This window comes from Mycobacterium sp. GA-1841 (genome assembly GCF_001954135.1).
Classification (GTDB): Bacteria; Actinomycetota; Actinomycetes; order Mycobacteriales; family Mycobacteriaceae; genus Mycobacterium.
In genome coordinates, this window is the sequence record NZ_MBEQ01000115.1 from 1 (window position 1) to 16,715 (window position 16,715).

At 68.2% G+C, this 16,715-nt stretch carries 13 protein-coding genes; 8 read left to right on the forward strand and 5 right to left on the reverse strand.

What is annotated here, in order from left to right:
- The coding region (locus A5740_RS26325) for an alpha-(1->3)-arabinofuranosyltransferase family protein (RefSeq protein WP_076199093.1) at positions 1 to 3,080 on the forward strand (3,080 nt) is incomplete at its 5' end.
- Between the two features lie 18 nt (positions 3,081 to 3,098).
- On the opposite strand, the gene A5740_RS26330 is transcribed toward A5740_RS26325, so the two are convergent.
- Positions 3,099 to 4,037 (reverse strand): R2-like ligand-binding oxidase, encoded by a 939-nt coding sequence (locus A5740_RS26330; RefSeq protein WP_076199095.1) that lies wholly within the window; start codon positions 4,035 to 4,037, stop codon positions 3,099 to 3,101.
- Between the two features lie 73 nt (positions 4,038 to 4,110).
- Positions 4,111 to 5,697: an MFS transporter gene (locus tag A5740_RS26335; protein WP_076199097.1), complete on the reverse strand. Its 1,587-nt coding sequence runs from the start codon at positions 5,695 to 5,697 to the stop codon at positions 4,111 to 4,113.
- A 40-nt stretch (positions 5,698 to 5,737) separates the two neighbouring features.
- On the opposite strand from A5740_RS26335, the gene A5740_RS26340 reads away from it, so the two are divergent.
- Positions 5,738 to 6,055, forward strand: coding sequence for a GNAT family N-acetyltransferase (locus tag A5740_RS26340; protein ID WP_076199113.1), 318 nt, complete (start codon positions 5,738 to 5,740; stop codon positions 6,053 to 6,055).
- Here the strand turns inward: A5740_RS26340 and A5740_RS26345 are convergent.
- Positions 6,052 to 6,666: a class I SAM-dependent methyltransferase gene (locus A5740_RS26345; protein WP_076199115.1), complete on the reverse strand. Its 615-nt coding sequence runs from the start codon at positions 6,664 to 6,666 to the stop codon at positions 6,052 to 6,054. The genes A5740_RS26340 and A5740_RS26345 overlap by 4 nt on opposite strands.
- Positions 6,667 to 6,787: 121 nt before the next feature.
- Here A5740_RS26345 and A5740_RS26350 point away from each other — a divergent pair, with 121 nt between their 5' ends.
- Positions 6,788 to 7,234 carry a MarR family winged helix-turn-helix transcriptional regulator gene (locus A5740_RS26350; protein ID WP_076199099.1) on the forward strand — a complete coding sequence of 149 codons (447 nt, stop codon included), beginning with the start codon at positions 6,788 to 6,790 and terminating at the stop codon, positions 7,232 to 7,234.
- An 81-nt stretch (positions 7,235 to 7,315) separates the two neighbouring features.
- Entirely contained in the window at positions 7,316 to 8,287 is a 972-nt protein-coding gene (locus tag A5740_RS26355) for a phosphotriesterase (protein ID WP_076199101.1), read from the forward strand.
- 3 nt (positions 8,288 to 8,290) lie between these two features.
- Here A5740_RS26355 and A5740_RS26360 read toward each other — a convergent pair whose 3' ends face one another.
- Positions 8,291 to 9,409 carry an acyltransferase gene (locus A5740_RS26360; protein WP_254849350.1) on the reverse strand — a complete coding sequence of 373 codons (1,119 nt, stop codon included), beginning with the start codon at positions 9,407 to 9,409 and terminating at the stop codon, positions 8,291 to 8,293.
- Positions 9,410 to 9,644: 235 nt separating this feature from the next.
- Between A5740_RS26360 and A5740_RS26365 the strand changes: the two genes are divergently transcribed.
- Together A5740_RS26365 and A5740_RS26370 are read left to right on the forward strand one after the other, a co-directional pair.
- Positions 9,645 to 10,835, forward strand: coding sequence for a DUF3068 domain-containing protein (locus A5740_RS26365; RefSeq protein WP_076199105.1), 1,191 nt, complete (start codon positions 9,645 to 9,647; stop codon positions 10,833 to 10,835).
- Between the two features lie 20 nt (positions 10,836 to 10,855).
- Entirely contained in the window at positions 10,856 to 12,535 is a 1,680-nt protein-coding gene (locus A5740_RS26370; protein WP_175616373.1) for a hypothetical protein, read from the forward strand.
- Positions 12,536 to 13,092: 557 nt separating this feature from the next.
- Here the strand turns inward: A5740_RS26370 and A5740_RS26375 are convergent.
- Positions 13,093 to 14,262 (reverse strand): glycosyltransferase family 4 protein, encoded by a 1,170-nt coding sequence (locus tag A5740_RS26375; RefSeq protein ID WP_076199107.1) that lies wholly within the window; start codon positions 14,260 to 14,262, stop codon positions 13,093 to 13,095.
- Between the two features lie 33 nt (positions 14,263 to 14,295).
- Between A5740_RS26375 and A5740_RS26380 the strand changes: the two genes are divergently transcribed.
- Positions 14,296 to 15,099 (forward strand): class I SAM-dependent methyltransferase, encoded by an 804-nt coding sequence (locus tag A5740_RS26380; protein WP_076199109.1) that lies wholly within the window; start codon positions 14,296 to 14,298, stop codon positions 15,097 to 15,099.
- Between the two features lie 55 nt (positions 15,100 to 15,154).
- On the forward strand, positions 15,155 to 16,627 hold the full coding sequence (locus A5740_RS26385; protein WP_076199111.1) for an aldehyde dehydrogenase: 1,473 nt from the start codon (positions 15,155 to 15,157) through the stop codon (positions 16,625 to 16,627).
- The last annotated feature ends 88 nt before the right edge of the window (positions 16,628 to 16,715 follow it).

Sequence of the window (16,715 nt, forward strand, 5' to 3'; positions counted from 1 at the left end):
CGTTGCCCGGCAGCGCGCCCCGTCTGGTGTGGCTCAGAGCGTTCTCCCGGCCCGAGCGTGACAAGCGGATCGCGGTGGCCATCGTGGTGCTGTCAGCGCTTGCCGCGGGCACCTCGATCGCCTGGACCGGCCGGATCGCGCCGGCCGGAACCTTCACCGCGATCCCGCAGTACTGGCACGGTGCGGCCGACTGGCTCGACGCACACAACACCGACCGGGGCCGGGTCCTGGTGGCCCCCGGCGCCCCGTTCGCCACCCAGACGTGGGGCAACAGCCATGACGAACCCCTGCAGGTGCTGGGCTCCAGCCCGTGGGGAGTGCGCGATTCCATCCCGTTGACGCCACCGGAGACGATCCGGGCCCTGGATTCGGTGCAGCGGTTGTTCGCCGCCGGCCGCCCGTCCGAGGGGCTGGCCGATACCCTTGCCCGGCAAGGCATTTCCTATGTCGTGGTGCGTAACGATCTGGACCCGGACGTGTCCCGATCGGCCCGCCCGGTCCTGGTGCACCGGTCGATCGAAGGTTCCAGGGGGATGTCCAAAGTCGCCGAGTTCGGTGCGCCGGTAGGCCCCGGGACCCTGGAGGGTTTCGTCGCCGACAGTGGTCTGCGCCCGCGCTACCCTGCCGTCGAGATCTATCGCGTCGACACCGGTCAGACCAAACCGGCCGCGCCCTATCTGGTCGACGCCGACGCCATGACCCGGGTGGCCGGGGCGCCCGAGGCCCTGCTCCGCCTGGACGAACGTCGTCGCCTCACCGGCCACCCGCCGCTGGGGCCGATGTTGTTGACAGCGGATGCCGAACGGGCCGGCCTGCCGGTGCAGCCAGACCGGACCGGCGGCGTCATCGTCACCGACACCCCGACCGCCCGCGAGGTCGACTACGGTCGCGTCGACGACCATGCCTCGGCGATCCGCACCCCCGACGACGCCCGTCACACCCACAACCGGGTCCCGGACTACCCGGCCGACGGCGCCGCCCTGGTCTACGGCAAGTGGAACGGCGGACGGGTGTCGGTGTCGAGTTCGGCGGCGGATTCCACCGCACTGCCCAACGTCGCGCCGGCCACCGGGCCCGCCGCGGCGGTCGACGGCGACAGCTCGACCGCGTGGGTGTCCAACGCGCTGCAGGCCGCCGTCGGTCAGTGGCTGCAGGTCGATTTCGATCATCCGGTCACCAATGCCACGTTGACGATCACGCCGAGTGCCACCGCGGTCGGCGCGCAGGTGCGCCGTATCGAGGTGGCCACCGCGACCGGAACCAGCAGCCTGCGGTTCGACACCCCGGGCCAACCGTTGACGGTGCCGCTGCCCGTCGGCGAGACACCGTGGGTGCGGGTCACCGCGGTCGCCACCGACGACGGGTCGGGCGGCGTGCAGTTCGGTGTCACCGACCTGGCGGTCACCCAGTACGACGCATCGGGTTTCGCTCACCCCATCACGTTGCGCCACACCGTGGAGGTCCCGCCCCCGCCCGCGGATGCGGTTGTCGCGCAATGGGATCTCGGCACGGAACTGCTGGGCCGCCAGGGGTGCGCCGACAGTCCGGCCGGCATCCGGTGCGCGGCATCGTTGGCGCTGGCCTCCGAGGAGCCGGTCAACTTGAGCCGCACCCTGTCGGTGCCGAGCGCCGTGCAAGTACAGCCAACCGTGTGGGTCCGGTCCCGCCAGGGTCCGAAGCTGGCCGATCTGATCGCCCAACCCGGCAAAACCCGGGCCTTCGGCGATGCTGACCCGATCGACGTGCTCGGCTCGTCGTATGCCGCCACCGACGGCGACCCGAGGACGTCGTGGACCGCGCCGCAACGCGTCGTCCAGTTCAAGGCTCCGCCGACATTGACCCTGAAGTTGCCCGCGCCGGCCGAGGTGGGTGCGCTGCGGATCGATCCGGGCACCACGCAACCGCCCGCACATCCGACACTGGTGGCGATCGATCTCGGCGACGGTCCGCAGATGCACAAGCTGCCCGCCGACGGCGAGGCCACCACCGTGAAACTCAAACCGCGGACGACGGACACGATCACCGTGTCTCTGCTGGGGTGGAACGACATCATCGACCGCACCTCACTGGGATTCGATCAGCTCAAGCCGCCCGGACTGGCCGAACTGACCGCCATCGACGTCCGTGGCGCACCGATCGCCGCCGCGGATGCCGCCGCCAATCGGAAACGGACAGTGGCACTTCCGTGCGGACAGGGCCCGATCATCGGTGTTGCCGGACAGTTCATCCAGACCTCGGTGCGCACCACCGTGGGCGCGCTGCTCGACGGCGACCCGATCCCGGCCCATCCTTGCCGGACCGATCCGGTGCCGCTGCCCGCCGGGCAACAGGAGCTGCTGGTCAGCCCGGGCGCCGCGTTCGTCGTCGACGGGGTCGTGCTCGATACCCCGGCCGCTGACCGACTGACCGACCAATCCTCGGGGGCCCCGACGACTCCGGTGGACACCCCGGTGTGGTCGTCCGACCGCCGCGAGGTGCAGGTGCCGGCCTCGGCCACGGCCCGTGTCCTCGTGGTCCCCGAGAGCGTGAACCCCGGCTGGACGGCGCGCGGCACCGACGGTGCGGTACTCACGCCGGTGAAGGTCAACGGCTGGCAGCAGGGCTGGGTGATCCCGGCCGGCGATGGCGGATCCGTGACGCTGACCTTCCCGTCGAACACGCCCTACCGGATCGGGTTGATCGCCGGGCTCGCGCTGCTGCCCGTGTTGGCGCTGCTGGCCTTGTGGCCGGCCCGGCGCCGCGACCCCGATCTCGCCCCGGCCAGTCCATGGCGGGTGCCGCCGGCACTCGGCGGCGCGGCGGTCCTCGCGGTCGGGACGGCGATCTCCGGTCTGGCGGGGTTCGTGGTGGCAGGCGCCGTCCTCGGTGTGCGGCACGTGCTGCGTGATCGCGAGGGCCGGCGGGAGAAGCTCACGGTGCTGACAGCGGCGGGCGGGCTCATCCTGGCCGGCGCCGCGCTGAGCCAGTACCCGTGGCGCTCGGTCGACGGGTACGTCGGACACTCGCCCTGGCTGCAGTTGCTCGCGCTGGTATCGGTCCTCGCCGTGGCGGCATCGGCGGTGCCGCCGATCAAGCGGTAACCGACGTGCGGAGGCGGGTCAGGCCGTCGCCAGTGCCCGTTCGTCCTCGTCGGCGAAGGTGTCCTCCAACTGCAACGGCGAATAGTCCAGGTCGATCTCGGACACAGGTCGGCCCCGGGCACTGCTGATGGTGCCGAACCGGCGCATGCCCTTGTCGCTGGAGTACTGCATGAATTCGTCCTCGACCAGACCGAACGGAATATCGGGGGCGTACAGCGCGAACCCCTCTTCGGTGAGGCGCAGGGCCAGTGGGATCAGCTCGGTCATCCGGGACTCGAAGATCTCCCAGTTGGCGTCGTCGGCGGCGACGTGCCTGCGGCAGGTGAAGGTGCCCCAGGCCATGTGACGGCGCTCGTCGTCACCGATCCGGCGGACCAGCTCCTGCATTCCGGGAAGGATGCCGCGCCCCACGCAGATCCGGTGCCAGGCGAAGTAGCCGGTCAGCGCCAGCATGCCTTCGACGACATGGTTGTAGACCACCGAGGCGCGCACCTGGGCGGCCGGCGACGGGTCGGCGGTCAGCTTCTCCAGCGACTCCGGCAGCTCGTCGCAGAAGATCTGCCGATAGGCCGGCAACTCGTCGAAATAGCTGTGCAGGTCTTGGGTCACCCCGACGGCATCCAGCCACATCCGGAACACCTGGGTGTGCTTGGCCTCCTCGAAAGCGAACTGGGTCAAATACATTTCGTCACCGAGACGGCCCTCTGCCCGCATGGCACTCATGAACGGCTGGATGTCGTTGGTGACAGCCTCCTCACCGGCGATGAACTGCGCACACAGTCGGGTGGCATATTCGCGTTCCCGCTCGGTCAACGCCTCCCAGTCCTGCCGGTCGCGCGAAAAATCGATATCGGCCGGGTTCCAGAACTTGGCATTTCCCCCGGCAAAGAGCTTCAGCGGCAAGCTGTCCCAATTCAGGCCGCCCGCCGCGAGCGAGCCGAACCGTGTCCTCGTCATGGGCTGACCTCCTCGGATACGCCCGCCACCTGGTGTGGCTTAGGTCACAGTCAAGGCCGAGTTGAACGGTTCGTCAACGGGTCTTCACCGCGATCAGATGGTGCGACACCGACGGACCCTCGACCCACCGCTCGACCGACTGCTCGATGAGCAGGTCATTGCCGGTCAAGCGGGTGCGGTGCTGCCGCAGATGCTCGTCCCACGACCGCACCACGAACGCCTCGACGAACACGGCTTCTCGCTCGGCACTGCGGAACAACTGCCACTGCGTGGCTCCGGTGCGCTGCCGCGACCGGCCGAGCACGCCCATCGCCGCGAAGAACTCGGTCTCGTGTTGGGGTGCGACCCGGTAGGAGGTGAGCACGAGAACCGGACCGTCCGGGGGTGCCGGCTCGAACACCAGGGCAGGTTCGGGCCAGTGCGCCGACGGGGTCAGGTCAAGGTCACCGGTGCGCGCATGCAACGGCCACCACCAGGCCGACACCGCGCACAACACCAGCAGGGCCGCACTGATCAGCAAGGCCGTGACGGTGCTGGTGGCGCCGGCCACCAGGCCCCACACCAGGGAGCCGATCGCCTGGCCACCCATGAAAGTCAACTGGTACACCGACAACCCGCGGGCCCGTACCCAGGCGGGCAGGCTCAATTGCATCGAGGCGTTGAGTGTGGACAGTGCCAACAGCCAGCACGCGCCCCCGAGGACGAGCGCCGCCAGGACCACGGCGAAGTTGTGCACCAGCGCGAGAACCGCTGTGGCCCCGCCAAATCCGAGGGCGGCCGCGATCAGCAACGTGTTGAGGCCGAACCGCGATTGCAACCGCCCCAAGACCAGCGCACCGAGCACCGCGCCGACACCCAACGCGCCCAGCAGCAGCCCGTACCCGGATGACGTCAGCCCGAGTTGACGTTCGGCGATGACCGCAAGCAGACCCCACAGCGCGCTGCCCGGCGCGATGAACAGCACCGCCCGCAGCAGGATCCGGCGAATGATCGGCGACCGGCGGATGAACCGCCCGCCCGCGCTCAACGCGGCCAGCGGGCGCTCGGCGGGTAACAGCTGTTCGATGGCCGGGCGACGCCAGAGCAGCAGCACCACCACGATGCCGAAGAACGAGACGGCGTTGAGCGCGAAGACCAGTGTCGGACCGGACAGCGACACGAGCGCGCCGGCGATCGCCGGACCGATCGCCCTGGCACCGTTCATGCTCATGCTGCCCAGGGCGGCGACGGCCGGGATCTGTTCGCGTGGAACCAGATCCGGTTGAATAGCCTGCCAGGCCGGGGCGGTCAGCGCCTGCCCGCAGCCGATCAGGAACAGCAGGGTCAGCAGCACCGTCGGGGTCGCCAGGCCCGCGCCGGTCAACGTGGCGAGTGCGGCGACGCCGGCCGCCATCGCCCCCTGGGTGGCCAGCAGCAGCCGGCGTCGGTCGACCAGGTCGGCGAGCACACCGGACGGCAGGGCCAGCAGCATCACCGGCAGCGTGGTGGCGGTCTGCACCAACGGCACCAGCACCGGGGCGCGGGGATCGTCGACGAGCATCCACTGCGCGCCCACCGTCTGCATCCAGGTGCCCAGGTTGGAGACGAACTGCGCGATCCACAGCGCGCGGTAGATCGGCGACGCCAACGGCGCCCAGGTCGACGTTGTCGTGACGGCCATCTGACAGATGGTGCCAGTGCGGCTGCGGCATAGTGGGGACATGGCCGAAGTCCGCAACATTCCCGAAGCACGCCATTACGAGATCACCGTCGACGGTGATCATGCCGGCCTCGCCGCCTATGTCGACTCCGGCGATCAGCGCATCTTCCACCACACTGAAATCGACGACAAGTTCGGCGGCCAAGGTTTGGGCGGCGAGTTGGTGTCCGGCGCCCTGAGCGATACTCGCGACGCCGGCAAGCGCATCGTCGCGGTGTGCCCGTTCGTCGCCAAATACGTCCAGAAGCACCACGACTTCGACGACGTTCTCGACCCGACCACCCCGGAGGTGCTCGCCGCGGTCGAGGCGGCCGGTTAGGCCTTGGTGGCCGTCAGCAGGAACCCAGGCATCTGGGCCGGGCCCTCGGGCAGAGCGGCGTGCAGCTGAGCCGGTTTGATCTCGTCGACGCGCCAGTGCCGTGACACCACCTCGCGCAGTTGATCTTCGGTGAACTGTGTGGGTCCGGGCCCCTCGTGGTCAGGGAAGGCACCGACACCGAAGGCCAGGATGTAGAACCGCGCCCCCGGCGCAGCGGCTCGGTGCACCGACTTCAGATAGCCGTCGCGGAGTTCGGCCGGCAAGGCGTGCAGCAGACCGCTGTCGAAGATGGTCGAGAACCGTTCGTCGTAACCGGTGAACGAGGAGATGTCGGCCTGGGCGAACGTCGCGTTGTCCAGCCCGCGTTCCCGCGCCGCGTCGGCCGCTGCAGACACGGCCGTGGAACTCAGGTCGAGGCCGACGACGGTGTGACCGCGCGCGGCGAGGGCCAGAGCGAGTTCGGCGTGTCCACAGCCCGCGTCGAGCACTTCGCCACGAACCACACCGTCATCGTCGATCATCGCCGCGTACTCCGGCTGCGGTGCACCGATGCTCCACGCCGGGGTCTGCTCCTGCCGGTAGGCGTCGTCCCAGTCGATCTTGTGGGTCATGTCTTCCATCCGTTCATATAGTTAAAATTTGCATTACTTTGACTGTAGGTCCAGATGATCCTTGTGGCAAGGTGATAGGCCATACTGTTGAAAACTGAACCAGTCAGCCGTTGGGAGGACCATGGCGCGCCAGCTGACCCGGGCCGAAGAGCGGGCCTGGCGGCCCTACATCGAGTCCAGCCTGCGCTTGGAGACCGTGCTCGACGAGCGTCTCCGCGAATCCACCGGTCTGACCCTGATGGACTATCACCTGCTCATGCTGCTGGCCGCCGCACCAGATCACCGCCTACGGATGAGCGAACTCGCCGAGAAGATGGTGTTCTCCCGGAGCCGGATCACCTATCAGATCAACTCGATGACCAAACGTGGCCTGGTGTTGCGGGAGCCGGTCCCGGAAGACGGCCGGGGCTACCGCGCGGTGCTGACCGCCACCGGCGCCGAGGCACTGGGCGAGGCCGCCCCCCGGCACACCGAGTCGGTCCGCCAACTGTTCTTCGACCACATCGAACCTGACGAGCTGGCCTGCCTCGAAAGGGTTTTCACCCGGTTATACAACCTATCTGTGTGAGTACCCGATCCGACGATTGCGCACCCGGCCGCCGCGGCCGAACCCGCAGACCAGCCCGACTGATCGGCCTAGCATTCCCTTGTGCCGACTGTGAACACCGCACGTGGTGCCATCGATACCGGTGACCTCGGGACCACGCTCATGCACGAGCACGTCTTCATCATGTCGACCGAGCTCACCCAGAACTATCCGGAGTCCTGGGGCGACGACGCCGGCCGGGAAGCCGACGCCGTCGCGCGGCTCACCGAGCTCAAATCGCGTGGGATCGACACCATCGTCGACCTCACGGTGGTCGGACTCGGCCGCTACATTCCGCGCATCGCCCGGATTGCCGAGGCCACCGAGCTCAACATCATCGTCGCCACCGGTTTCTACACCTACAACGATCTGCCGCTGACGTTTCACTTCAACAAACCCACGGCAGGCCGGGTGGACCCGATGACCGAGATGTTCGTCCGCGACATCGAAAAGGGCATCGCCGATACCGGCATCAAGGCGGCAATCCTCAAGTGCGCCACCGACGAACCGGGTGTCACCCGCGGGGTCGAACGGGTCTTGAGAGCCGTCGCCCAGGCCCACCGGCAGACCGGGGCGCCGATCTCCACCCACACCCACGCCGCGACCCGTCGCGGTCTGGAGCAACAGCGCGTCTTCGCCGAGGAGGGCGTGGACCTGTCCCGGGTGGTGATCGGCCATTGCGGCGACACCACCGACATCGCCTACCTCGAGGAGTTGATCGCCAATGGCTCCTACATCGGCATGGACCGGTTCGGCGTGGACGTCTTCCTACCGTTCGAAGACCGGGTCGCCACCGTCGCGACGATGTGCCGGCGCGGCCATGCCGACAAGATGGTGCTCTCCCACGACACCTGGTGCTATTTCGATGCGCTGCCCGACGAGCGGACCAAGACCGCGCTGCCCAACAGCCATTACCTGCACATCCACAACGACGTGCTGCCCGCGCTGCGTGACCGCGGGGTCAGCGAGGACCAGATCACCACGATGTTGGTGGACAACCCACGCCGGATCTTCGAGCGCCAGGGCGGGTACTGAGGGTCAGCGCGCCGCCGGCGCCGGTTCGGGCTCGTCGGTGATCGAGCTGTCCAGCGGCGGAACCGGGCGCTCGTTGCGGTACTCCCAGCGGCGCAATGCTTCTCGGCAGGGCGACTCCACCAACGCGTAGCTCACCGCGGCCAGCGCGAAGCCGAACACGAGCGTCAGCACCAACACGATCAGCATCTGTCCGTTGAACAGGAACTCTCCGATCATCGGGAACACCATCGCCAGGGCGGCCAGGTGCCAGACGAACAGTCCGTAGGACCAGCGGCCGAGCGTGACCATCACCCGATTGCCCAGAATCCGGTGCCGGGTGTCGGGGTGATCGAGCACCAGTGGCGCCAACAACGCGCCCGCGACGATTGCGCCCATCGCGGTCTTGAGCGTCACCTGTTCGACAGAACCGGGGCGCAGGCCCTCCAGTCCGGCCAGTGGGGACGCCGCGATCGCGAATGCCACCGCGGCGATCACGGCCATCAGCACCCGACGCCGGGCCAGCCGGTGCACCCAACCGAACGGACTCACCGTGAGCTCGGCCAACACCATGCCCGCGGCGAACCACGAGAAGAACGCCGGCGGCCAGTTCCACGGGTTGAGGCCCGTCGTCCCGTCGAACGGGATGCGCACCCACAGCAGGCTCAGCGCCGCCACCGCGATGATCACCCCGATGCGCGCCCGCACCGGGAGTCGTCGCGCCAACAGTGCCAGCACCGGCAGGGCCAGATAGAAGCTGACCTCGACCGACAGGCTCCACATCTGGGTGAGACCCGCAGTCAGCGTCAGCGGCACGTAGATCTGGGTCAGGGTCAGGTTGGCCAGCCACACCGTCAAATCGGCCTTGGCCTCCGGCAGCAGCAGGATGATGACCACGACAGCCACCACATAGCCGGGCATGATGCGCACGATGCGGGAGCGCAGGTAGTGACCGGTGCGCGGACGGGGACGCAACCCCCGGGCTGCTGCGGCGTGGCCACGCCACAGCAGGAAACCCGACAGCGCGAAGAACACGGCGACCGCGAGGTCGAAACGGCCGAAGAACCGGCCGCTCACCCCGGTGGTGTGCCCGGTCTGGAAGGCGACGTGGGTGAGCACCACACCCATGGCCGCGCAGGCACGCATGCCTTCGACAGCCGGCAGGAAGCTGCGCGTCCCGCCGACCGGCTCCGTACCGGTGCCCCGGTCCGATGCTGCGGTGGCCACGGCGACCAGTGTGCCGGGCCCCGACAACCCCGCCAAACTGCGGGTCAATGCACCGGTGGGGTGCCACCGGAGTAAGTAATGGCCTTAAATAGTGCTGTTAGGGTCGAACGGGTTTGCCTCACGACGAGTTGGCCCACACTGAAGGAGGCCCGGTTTGAACCGCGCAGTGGCGCTGCGTATCGCGGCATGCGGACTGATGGGGCTGGGTGCAGCCCTGCTCATCGCCGCACTGTTGCTCACCACCTACACCAAGGGCAAGATCGCGAAGATCCCGCTCAACCTGGACACCAGCCTGGTCAGCGACGGGACCGCGACCGCGTTCGATCCGGAATCGTTGTCCGCCGAGAAGTTCTCCGTGGACCGCAACGTGCCGGTCGCCCTGCAACAGCAGGTCAGTGTGGAATCGCCGTCGAACGCCGAAGTGGTGACGCTGCAGGTGGGCAGTTCGCTGCGGCGCACCGACCGGCAGAAGGACTCCGGACTGCTGTTGGCGATCGTCGACACCGTCACGATGAACCGCAGCACCGCGCTCGCGGTGTCCAGCGACAACAACCCGGGCGGGGCGCTGCAGAAGCCGCGGGCAATCGAGGACGAGAAGCCGCCGACGAACATCGCGTTGCCGCACGAGGGCCTGACCTACCGGTTCCCGTTCGACACCGAGAAGAAGACCTATCCGTTCTTCGATCCGATCGCCCAGAAGCCGTTCGATGCGAACTACGACGGTGAAGAAGACATCAACGGGCTGACCACCTACCGGTTCATCCAGAACGTCGGCTACGACACCGATGGCAAGCTGGCCGAGCCGGTCAAGTACTCCTCGCTCTACGAGGATGACGCGGACAGTTCGGTCACCGCGAGCGCCGCGATGTGGGGTGTGCCCGGCGAGCCGGACGAGCGGATCACGATGGACCGCTTCTACGCCGCACAGCGCACCTTCTGGGTCGATCCGGTGTCCGGCACCATCGTCAAGGCCGAGGACCACGGTTACCAGTACTACGCACGCGATGCGCTCAAGCCCGAGGTGACCTACGTCGACTTCAAGGTCACCTACAACGAAGAGACCGTGGAATCGCAGGTTGCGGCCGCTCAGGATGAGCGCGACCGGGTGGCGTTGTGGACCCGGATCCTGCCGATCACGTTCACCGCACTGGGCCTGCTGGCTCTTGTCGGCGGCGCCGTGGTGGGCTCGTTCGCCGTGCGCGCCGAGTCCACCCTGATCGATCCGGGACTCGACACCGCCGATCATGGATTCTTCGACACCCAGGGCTTCCAGGTTCCGGGCGCCGAGGCCAAGACCGAGAAGTTGCCTGCGCAACGCCCATCCGATCTACCGCCGGACCGATAGATCTGCGTCTGCGCTCCGCACTGCTGCCGGCCTACGCGCTGGCACTGTCGTTACTGGTAACCGGGCCCCTGCTGGGGCCCGGTTACCTGCTTTTGCGCGACGCCGTCTCCACCCCGCGCTCGTATCTGACCGACGCGGCACTGGGATTGACCGAGGCCGCACCCCGGGCCCTGCCCCAGGATTTCCTCGTCGCGGTGGTCTCGACCGGGCTCGACGGTGGCGTCGTCGTCAAAATTCTTGTGGTGGCCGGCCTGTGGCTGGCCGGTTGGGGTGCGGCGCGGCTGGCCTCGACGGTCCTGGAAGTCGGTTCGGCAGGCCAGTTCATCGCAGCGACGATGGCGATCTGGAATCCGTATGTGGCCGAGCGTTTGTTGCAGGGCCACTGGAGTTTGTTGGTCGGTTATGGCGCGCTGCCGTGGGTGGCGGTGTCGATGGTGAAGTTGCGCGCCGGCGCCGGCTGGGGATCCGCCTGGGGCTTGATGTTCTGGATCGCTTTGGCGGGTTTGACGCCGACGGGTCTGATGCTGGCCGCCACGGTCGCGCTCGTGTGTGTCGCAGCGCCAGGGGCTGGTTGGTCACGGCCGCGGGCGGCCGGTTTGACGCGGCCGCGGGCGGCCGGTTGGACACGGCTGCGGGCGGCCGGCCTCGGGCTGGGTGCGGCGATTCTGGCCGCGACGCCGTGGCTGGTGGCCGCGATGGTGGGCGGGTCGGTGTCATCGCCGGACTCGGCCGCCGGGGTGCAGGCGTTCGCCGCCCGGGCCGAGCCCGGTTTGGCCACCCTGGGCAGCCTGGCCGGGTTGGGCGGCATCTGGAACGGTGACGCGGTACCCGAGTCGCGCACAACGGCTTTCGCGTTCGTGGCAACGGTGGTGTTGCTCGGTGTCGTCGCACTCGGTCTCCCGGTGGTGGTGCGAAACCGTGCGGCGGTGCCGCTGCTCGTGTTGGCTGCGGCGGCCCTGCTGATCCCGGCCGCGATGGCCACCGGCGTGGGGCTGGCGTTCGTCGAGGCGGTTGTGCGGGCGGTTCCCGGCCTCGGTGTGGTGCGGGACGGACAGAAATGGGTGGCGCTGGCCATGCCGGGTTACGCGCTGGCCGCTGCCGCCGCCCCGGCGACGTTGAGTCGACTGCGGGTTCCTGCCGCGGCCGCAGCCGCGGTGTGCTGCGCGGCGTTGATCGCGGTGTTGCCCGATCTGGCGTGGGGTGTGGGTAATCAGATGCGCGCCGTGCAGTATCCGGCGAGCTGGGCCGCCGCGGCGGCGCAGATCAACGCCGACCCTCTGCCGGTCGTGGCACTGCCCCCCGACAGCATGCGTGAATTCCCATGGGCTCCCGGGGCTCCGGTGCTCGATCCGCTACCGCGCTGGGTTCGTGCCGAGGTGTATCAGACGGGCGATCTGTCCATCGGCGGCCAGACCGTACCTGGGGAAGGCGCGCGGGCGCGGGCCGTGCAGGATCTGGTGCTCTCCGGCGCGTCTGATCGGAAGCTGGCCGAGGCCGGGGTGGGCTGGGTGGTGCGCGAGTCCGGCGGCGACGTGGCCGTGCACCGGGTGGGTGGTTCGTCTGCGGTGTCCCCGCACCGCGGGTTGATGATCGGCGCCCACTTGGTGTGGTTGTCGGCCTTGGTGGTGGGCGCTGCAGGGATGGTCGTCAGCGGGTGGCGGGTCCGGCGGACCGGTACCCGCCCGTCATTCGCCCCATAGTTGCGTTTCCGCTGCATCGCCTGGCCTGCCGGCATGGTGGCGATCACCATTCGTACCCTGATGCACCTCGACGTCCTACTGGTCCATGCACCGGCCCTCGCGTGCGGGGTCAAATTCTCCGGGTAATTTTCCGGGTAGCCGGGCCGGGCTGGCCTTCTTTGCGTCGCGGAGTGGAAGCTGGTGTCGACCTGCCCGCCTATTAGCGACAATTCAGCGACAATCGCCTCCCGAGCACCAGGAGTACCGTTCGTCACACAACCAATCACTACTTCCGTCACTGTAGTCACCAAAAGCCTCATGCGCCACGGATTTTGGGTTGCCCAGCCATCAGCGACGGAGTCGCTCACAACCGGGCACTGGACAGATGATGCTCATGAGGCCACTGGGGCATGTGTGCCAAAATCGCCGAGCGACAATGGGTTTGGTGAACACTGCGGTGCTGATGTGGCGATTGTCGCTCGATTGTCGCTAATAGGTGGGCACATCGGATACCCGTTCGGGACCGGTGCCGGATGCGCGCGAAGTGCGTCCAAATCCGGCCGCCTCGCGCCGGAGCGCTACACCAGCCCGCTGACGTACTGACCACCGTGCACGGATTCCAGCACGACACGCATCGCCTCGGCGCTGAGGGTCCAGGAAAATTCGTCGCTGCGGGCCTGCGCCTTGCTGCCCAACTGGATTCGCATGACCGGGTCGTTCAGCAGCTGACGGATTCCGGCGACCAGGGCGTCGCGGTCCTCGACCAACAGGCCGGTGACGCCGTCGACGATCGAGTCGGTCAGCCCGCCGGAGGCGCGATAACCGATGGTCGGCACCCCGTGTTGAGCGGCTTCGGTGACCGCGAGTCCCCAGCCTTCCTTACGCGAGGGCAGGACGTGAACCCAACTCTGCTGCAGCACGCGGTGTTTGGTCTCTTCGTCGACGTGGCCATGGAACGTCACCGAGTCGGAGATACCGAGCAGTTGGGCGTGCTCGACCAGGCGCTCATGCCACCAACCCCCACCCAGGATGTCCAGGTGCAACCCAGGCACCTCGGTGCGCAGGACGGCGACGGCCGCCAAAGCGTCCTCGATCTGCTTGTGCGGCACGAGACGTGACAGCACCACGAGCCGCGGGGCGTGCGAGCGGGGAAGCTCCAGGGTGGCTCCGGGCGCCTCGTCAAGCCCGTTGCGCACCACCGCAATCCGACCGGAATCGACGCCGAGTTCATTGAGGTCGCGGGCCGACGGCAACGACACCGTGACGTACTGGTTGCGGCGGTGCAGGCGGGGCGAGAGCTTCGATTCGACGAACCACCCGATCCGGCCCCGCACCGGCCCGGCCACCGGCCACAGTTCGCGATGACAATGGTGCACCAGCACCGCCACGCGGCGGCCGAACGCCAACCGGGCCAGGAACGGCAATCCGTTCTGGGTGTCGACGACCACGTCCGGCCGCACGCGGCGCAACGGCCCGAGCCCGACGCGCGCGGCCACCATGGCCAACCCGGCCCAGATGTAGACGCTGTGGGGCCCGCCGGCCCGGCTGATCCGCACCCCGTCGACCACCTCACGCCGCGCCGCACCCGGATAGCGGGCGGTGCGCAGCGTGACGTCGACGCCGTCGTCGGCCAGACACGCGCCGATCCGCTGAAGATAAGCCTCGCTGCCGCCGCCCTGGGGATGACCAGTGTCGCGCCAGCAGAGCAGCAGGACGCTCCGTAGGCGGGGGTCAGGACGGGCAGACATCGTGTTGAGGGTACCGGTGAGTAGGTTGGGCGGGTGCAGTCCAGCGCCATCTCGGCACGCTTCGCCCGGCGGGCGACCCTGCGTCGGTCGATAAGCCTGCTGGCGCAGTTCCGGTTCGAGCAGAGCGAACCAGCTCGGTTCTACGGCGCGCTGGCCGCCGACACCGTGGCCATGGTCACCGATCTGTGGACATCGACCATCGGTGAATCCCCAGCCGGGCGCACGGTGCTCGACGTGGGTGGAGGACCGGGGTACTTCGCCTCGGCGTTCGACACGGCCGGACTGCGTTACATCGGAGTCGAGCCCGATCCCCGCGAGGCGCACGCCGGAGCCGCGAGGGCGGCGACGTCCGGCCTGAGCCCGGCGGCCGACGCCTCGGAAGGGACGTTCGTCCGCGCCTCGGGCATGGCACTGCCGTTTGCCGACGCCAGCGTCGACATCTGCCTGTCCTCCAACGTCGCCGAGCATGTGCCGCACCCGTGGCGGTTGGGCAACGAGATGCTGCGGGTCACCCGACCCGGCGGGCTGGTGGTGCTCTCCTACACGGTGTGGCTCGGTCCGTTCGGCGGGCACGAGATGGGGCTCACGCACTACCTCGGCGGTGCTCGGGCCGCCGAGCGCTACGCCCGCAAGCACGGCCACCGGCCGAAAAACGACTACGGTTCGTCGTTGTTCGCGGTGTCGGCCGCCGACGGCCTGCAGTGGGCGCACTCGACCGGCTCCCTGATCGCCGCTTTTCCCCGCTACCACCCACGATGGGCGTGGTGGATGACCGCGGTGCCGGGGTTGCGGGAGTTCCTGGTGAGCAATCTGGTGCTGGTTCTGCGGCCGTCCTGAAACCGCCAACTGGAACAGGTTCTCGTTTGGCCGATTCCTCGGTAATGTGACGACCATGACACAGAGCGCAACTGTCGCCAAGACCGATTACGACAAGCTGTTCATCGGTGGCCAGTGGGTCGAGCCGTCGACCTCGGAGATCATCGAAGTTTTCTCGCCGGCCACCGGCGAGAAGGTCGGGCAGGTGCCGTTGGCCGCCGAGGCCGACGTGAACGCGGCCTGCGCCGCGGCGCGCAAGGCGTTCGACGAGGGACCGTGGCCCCACCTGTCGCCCGAGGAGCGGCAGGCCGTCCTGGCCAAGGCCGTCGACCTGATCAATGCACGCGCCGAGGAGTTCAAGCACCTGCTGAAGCTGGAGACCGGCCAGCCGCAGACGATCGTCGACATGATGCAGTTCGGCGCGGGTGTGTCGGGCCTGCAGTACTACGCGGGCGCGGCCGACAAGTACACCTGGCGCGACATCCGCGACGGCATCTACGGTCAGACGCTGGTGCTCAAGGAGCCGATCGGTGTCGTCGGCGCCGTCATCGCTTGGAACGTGCCGTTCTTCCTGGCCTGCAACAAGCTGGGGCCGGCCCTGCTGGCCGGATGCACCGTGGTGCTCAAGCCCGCCGGCGAGACCCCGCTGACCACCAACCTGCTGGCCGAGGTGTTCGCCGAGGCCGGCCTGCCCGAAGGTGTGCTGTCGGTGGTCCCGGGCGGCCCCGAGACCGGCCGCGCCCTGACCAACAACCCGGAGCTGGACAAGTTCACCTTCACCGGCTCGTCGGCGGTCGGCAAGGAGATCGGCAAGATCGCCGCCGAGAAGCTCAAGCCGTGCACGCTGGAGCTCGGCGGCAAATCCGCGGCGATCATCCTCGAGGACGCCGACCTCGATTCCACGCTGCCCATGCTGGTGTTCTCCGGCCTGATGAACAGCGGTCAGGCCTGCGTCGGCCAGACCCGCATCCTGGCCCCGCGGTCCCGCTACGACGAGGTCGTGGAGAAGTTGGCGGGCGCTGCCGGAGCCATGCAGGCCGGTCTGCCCGATGACCCGGCCGCCATGATCGGTCCGGTGATCAGCGAGAAGCAGCGCGACCGGGTCGAGGGCTACATCAAGAAGGGCATCGAAGAAGGCGCGCGCGTCGTCACCGGCGGTGGTCGTCCCGAGGGCCTGGATTCGGGTTGGTTCGTGCAGCCGACGGTGTTCGCCGACGTCGACAACTCGATGACCATCGCCCAGGAGGAGATCTTCGGGCCGGTGCTCGTGGTGATCCCGTTCGAGGACGAGGACGATGCGGTGCGTATCGCCAACGACTCGCCCTACGGCCTGGCCGGCAGCGTGTACACCACCGACTTCCCGAAGGCCCTGGAGATCGCCTCGAAGATCCGCACCGGCACCTACGCGGTGAACATGTACGCGTTCGATCCGGGTTCACCGTTCGGCGGGTACAAGAACTCCGGCATCGGCCGCGAGAACGGCCCCGAGGGCATCGACGCCTACACCCAGGCCAAGAGCGTGCTGCTGCCGTTCGGCTACACCCCCTAGTTCTCCCCGCGAGCAGACGCACATATTACCGCCAAAACGGGGTTTGGGGGCGAAATGCGTCTGGCGGGCAACGGGGGAAGACCCCCGC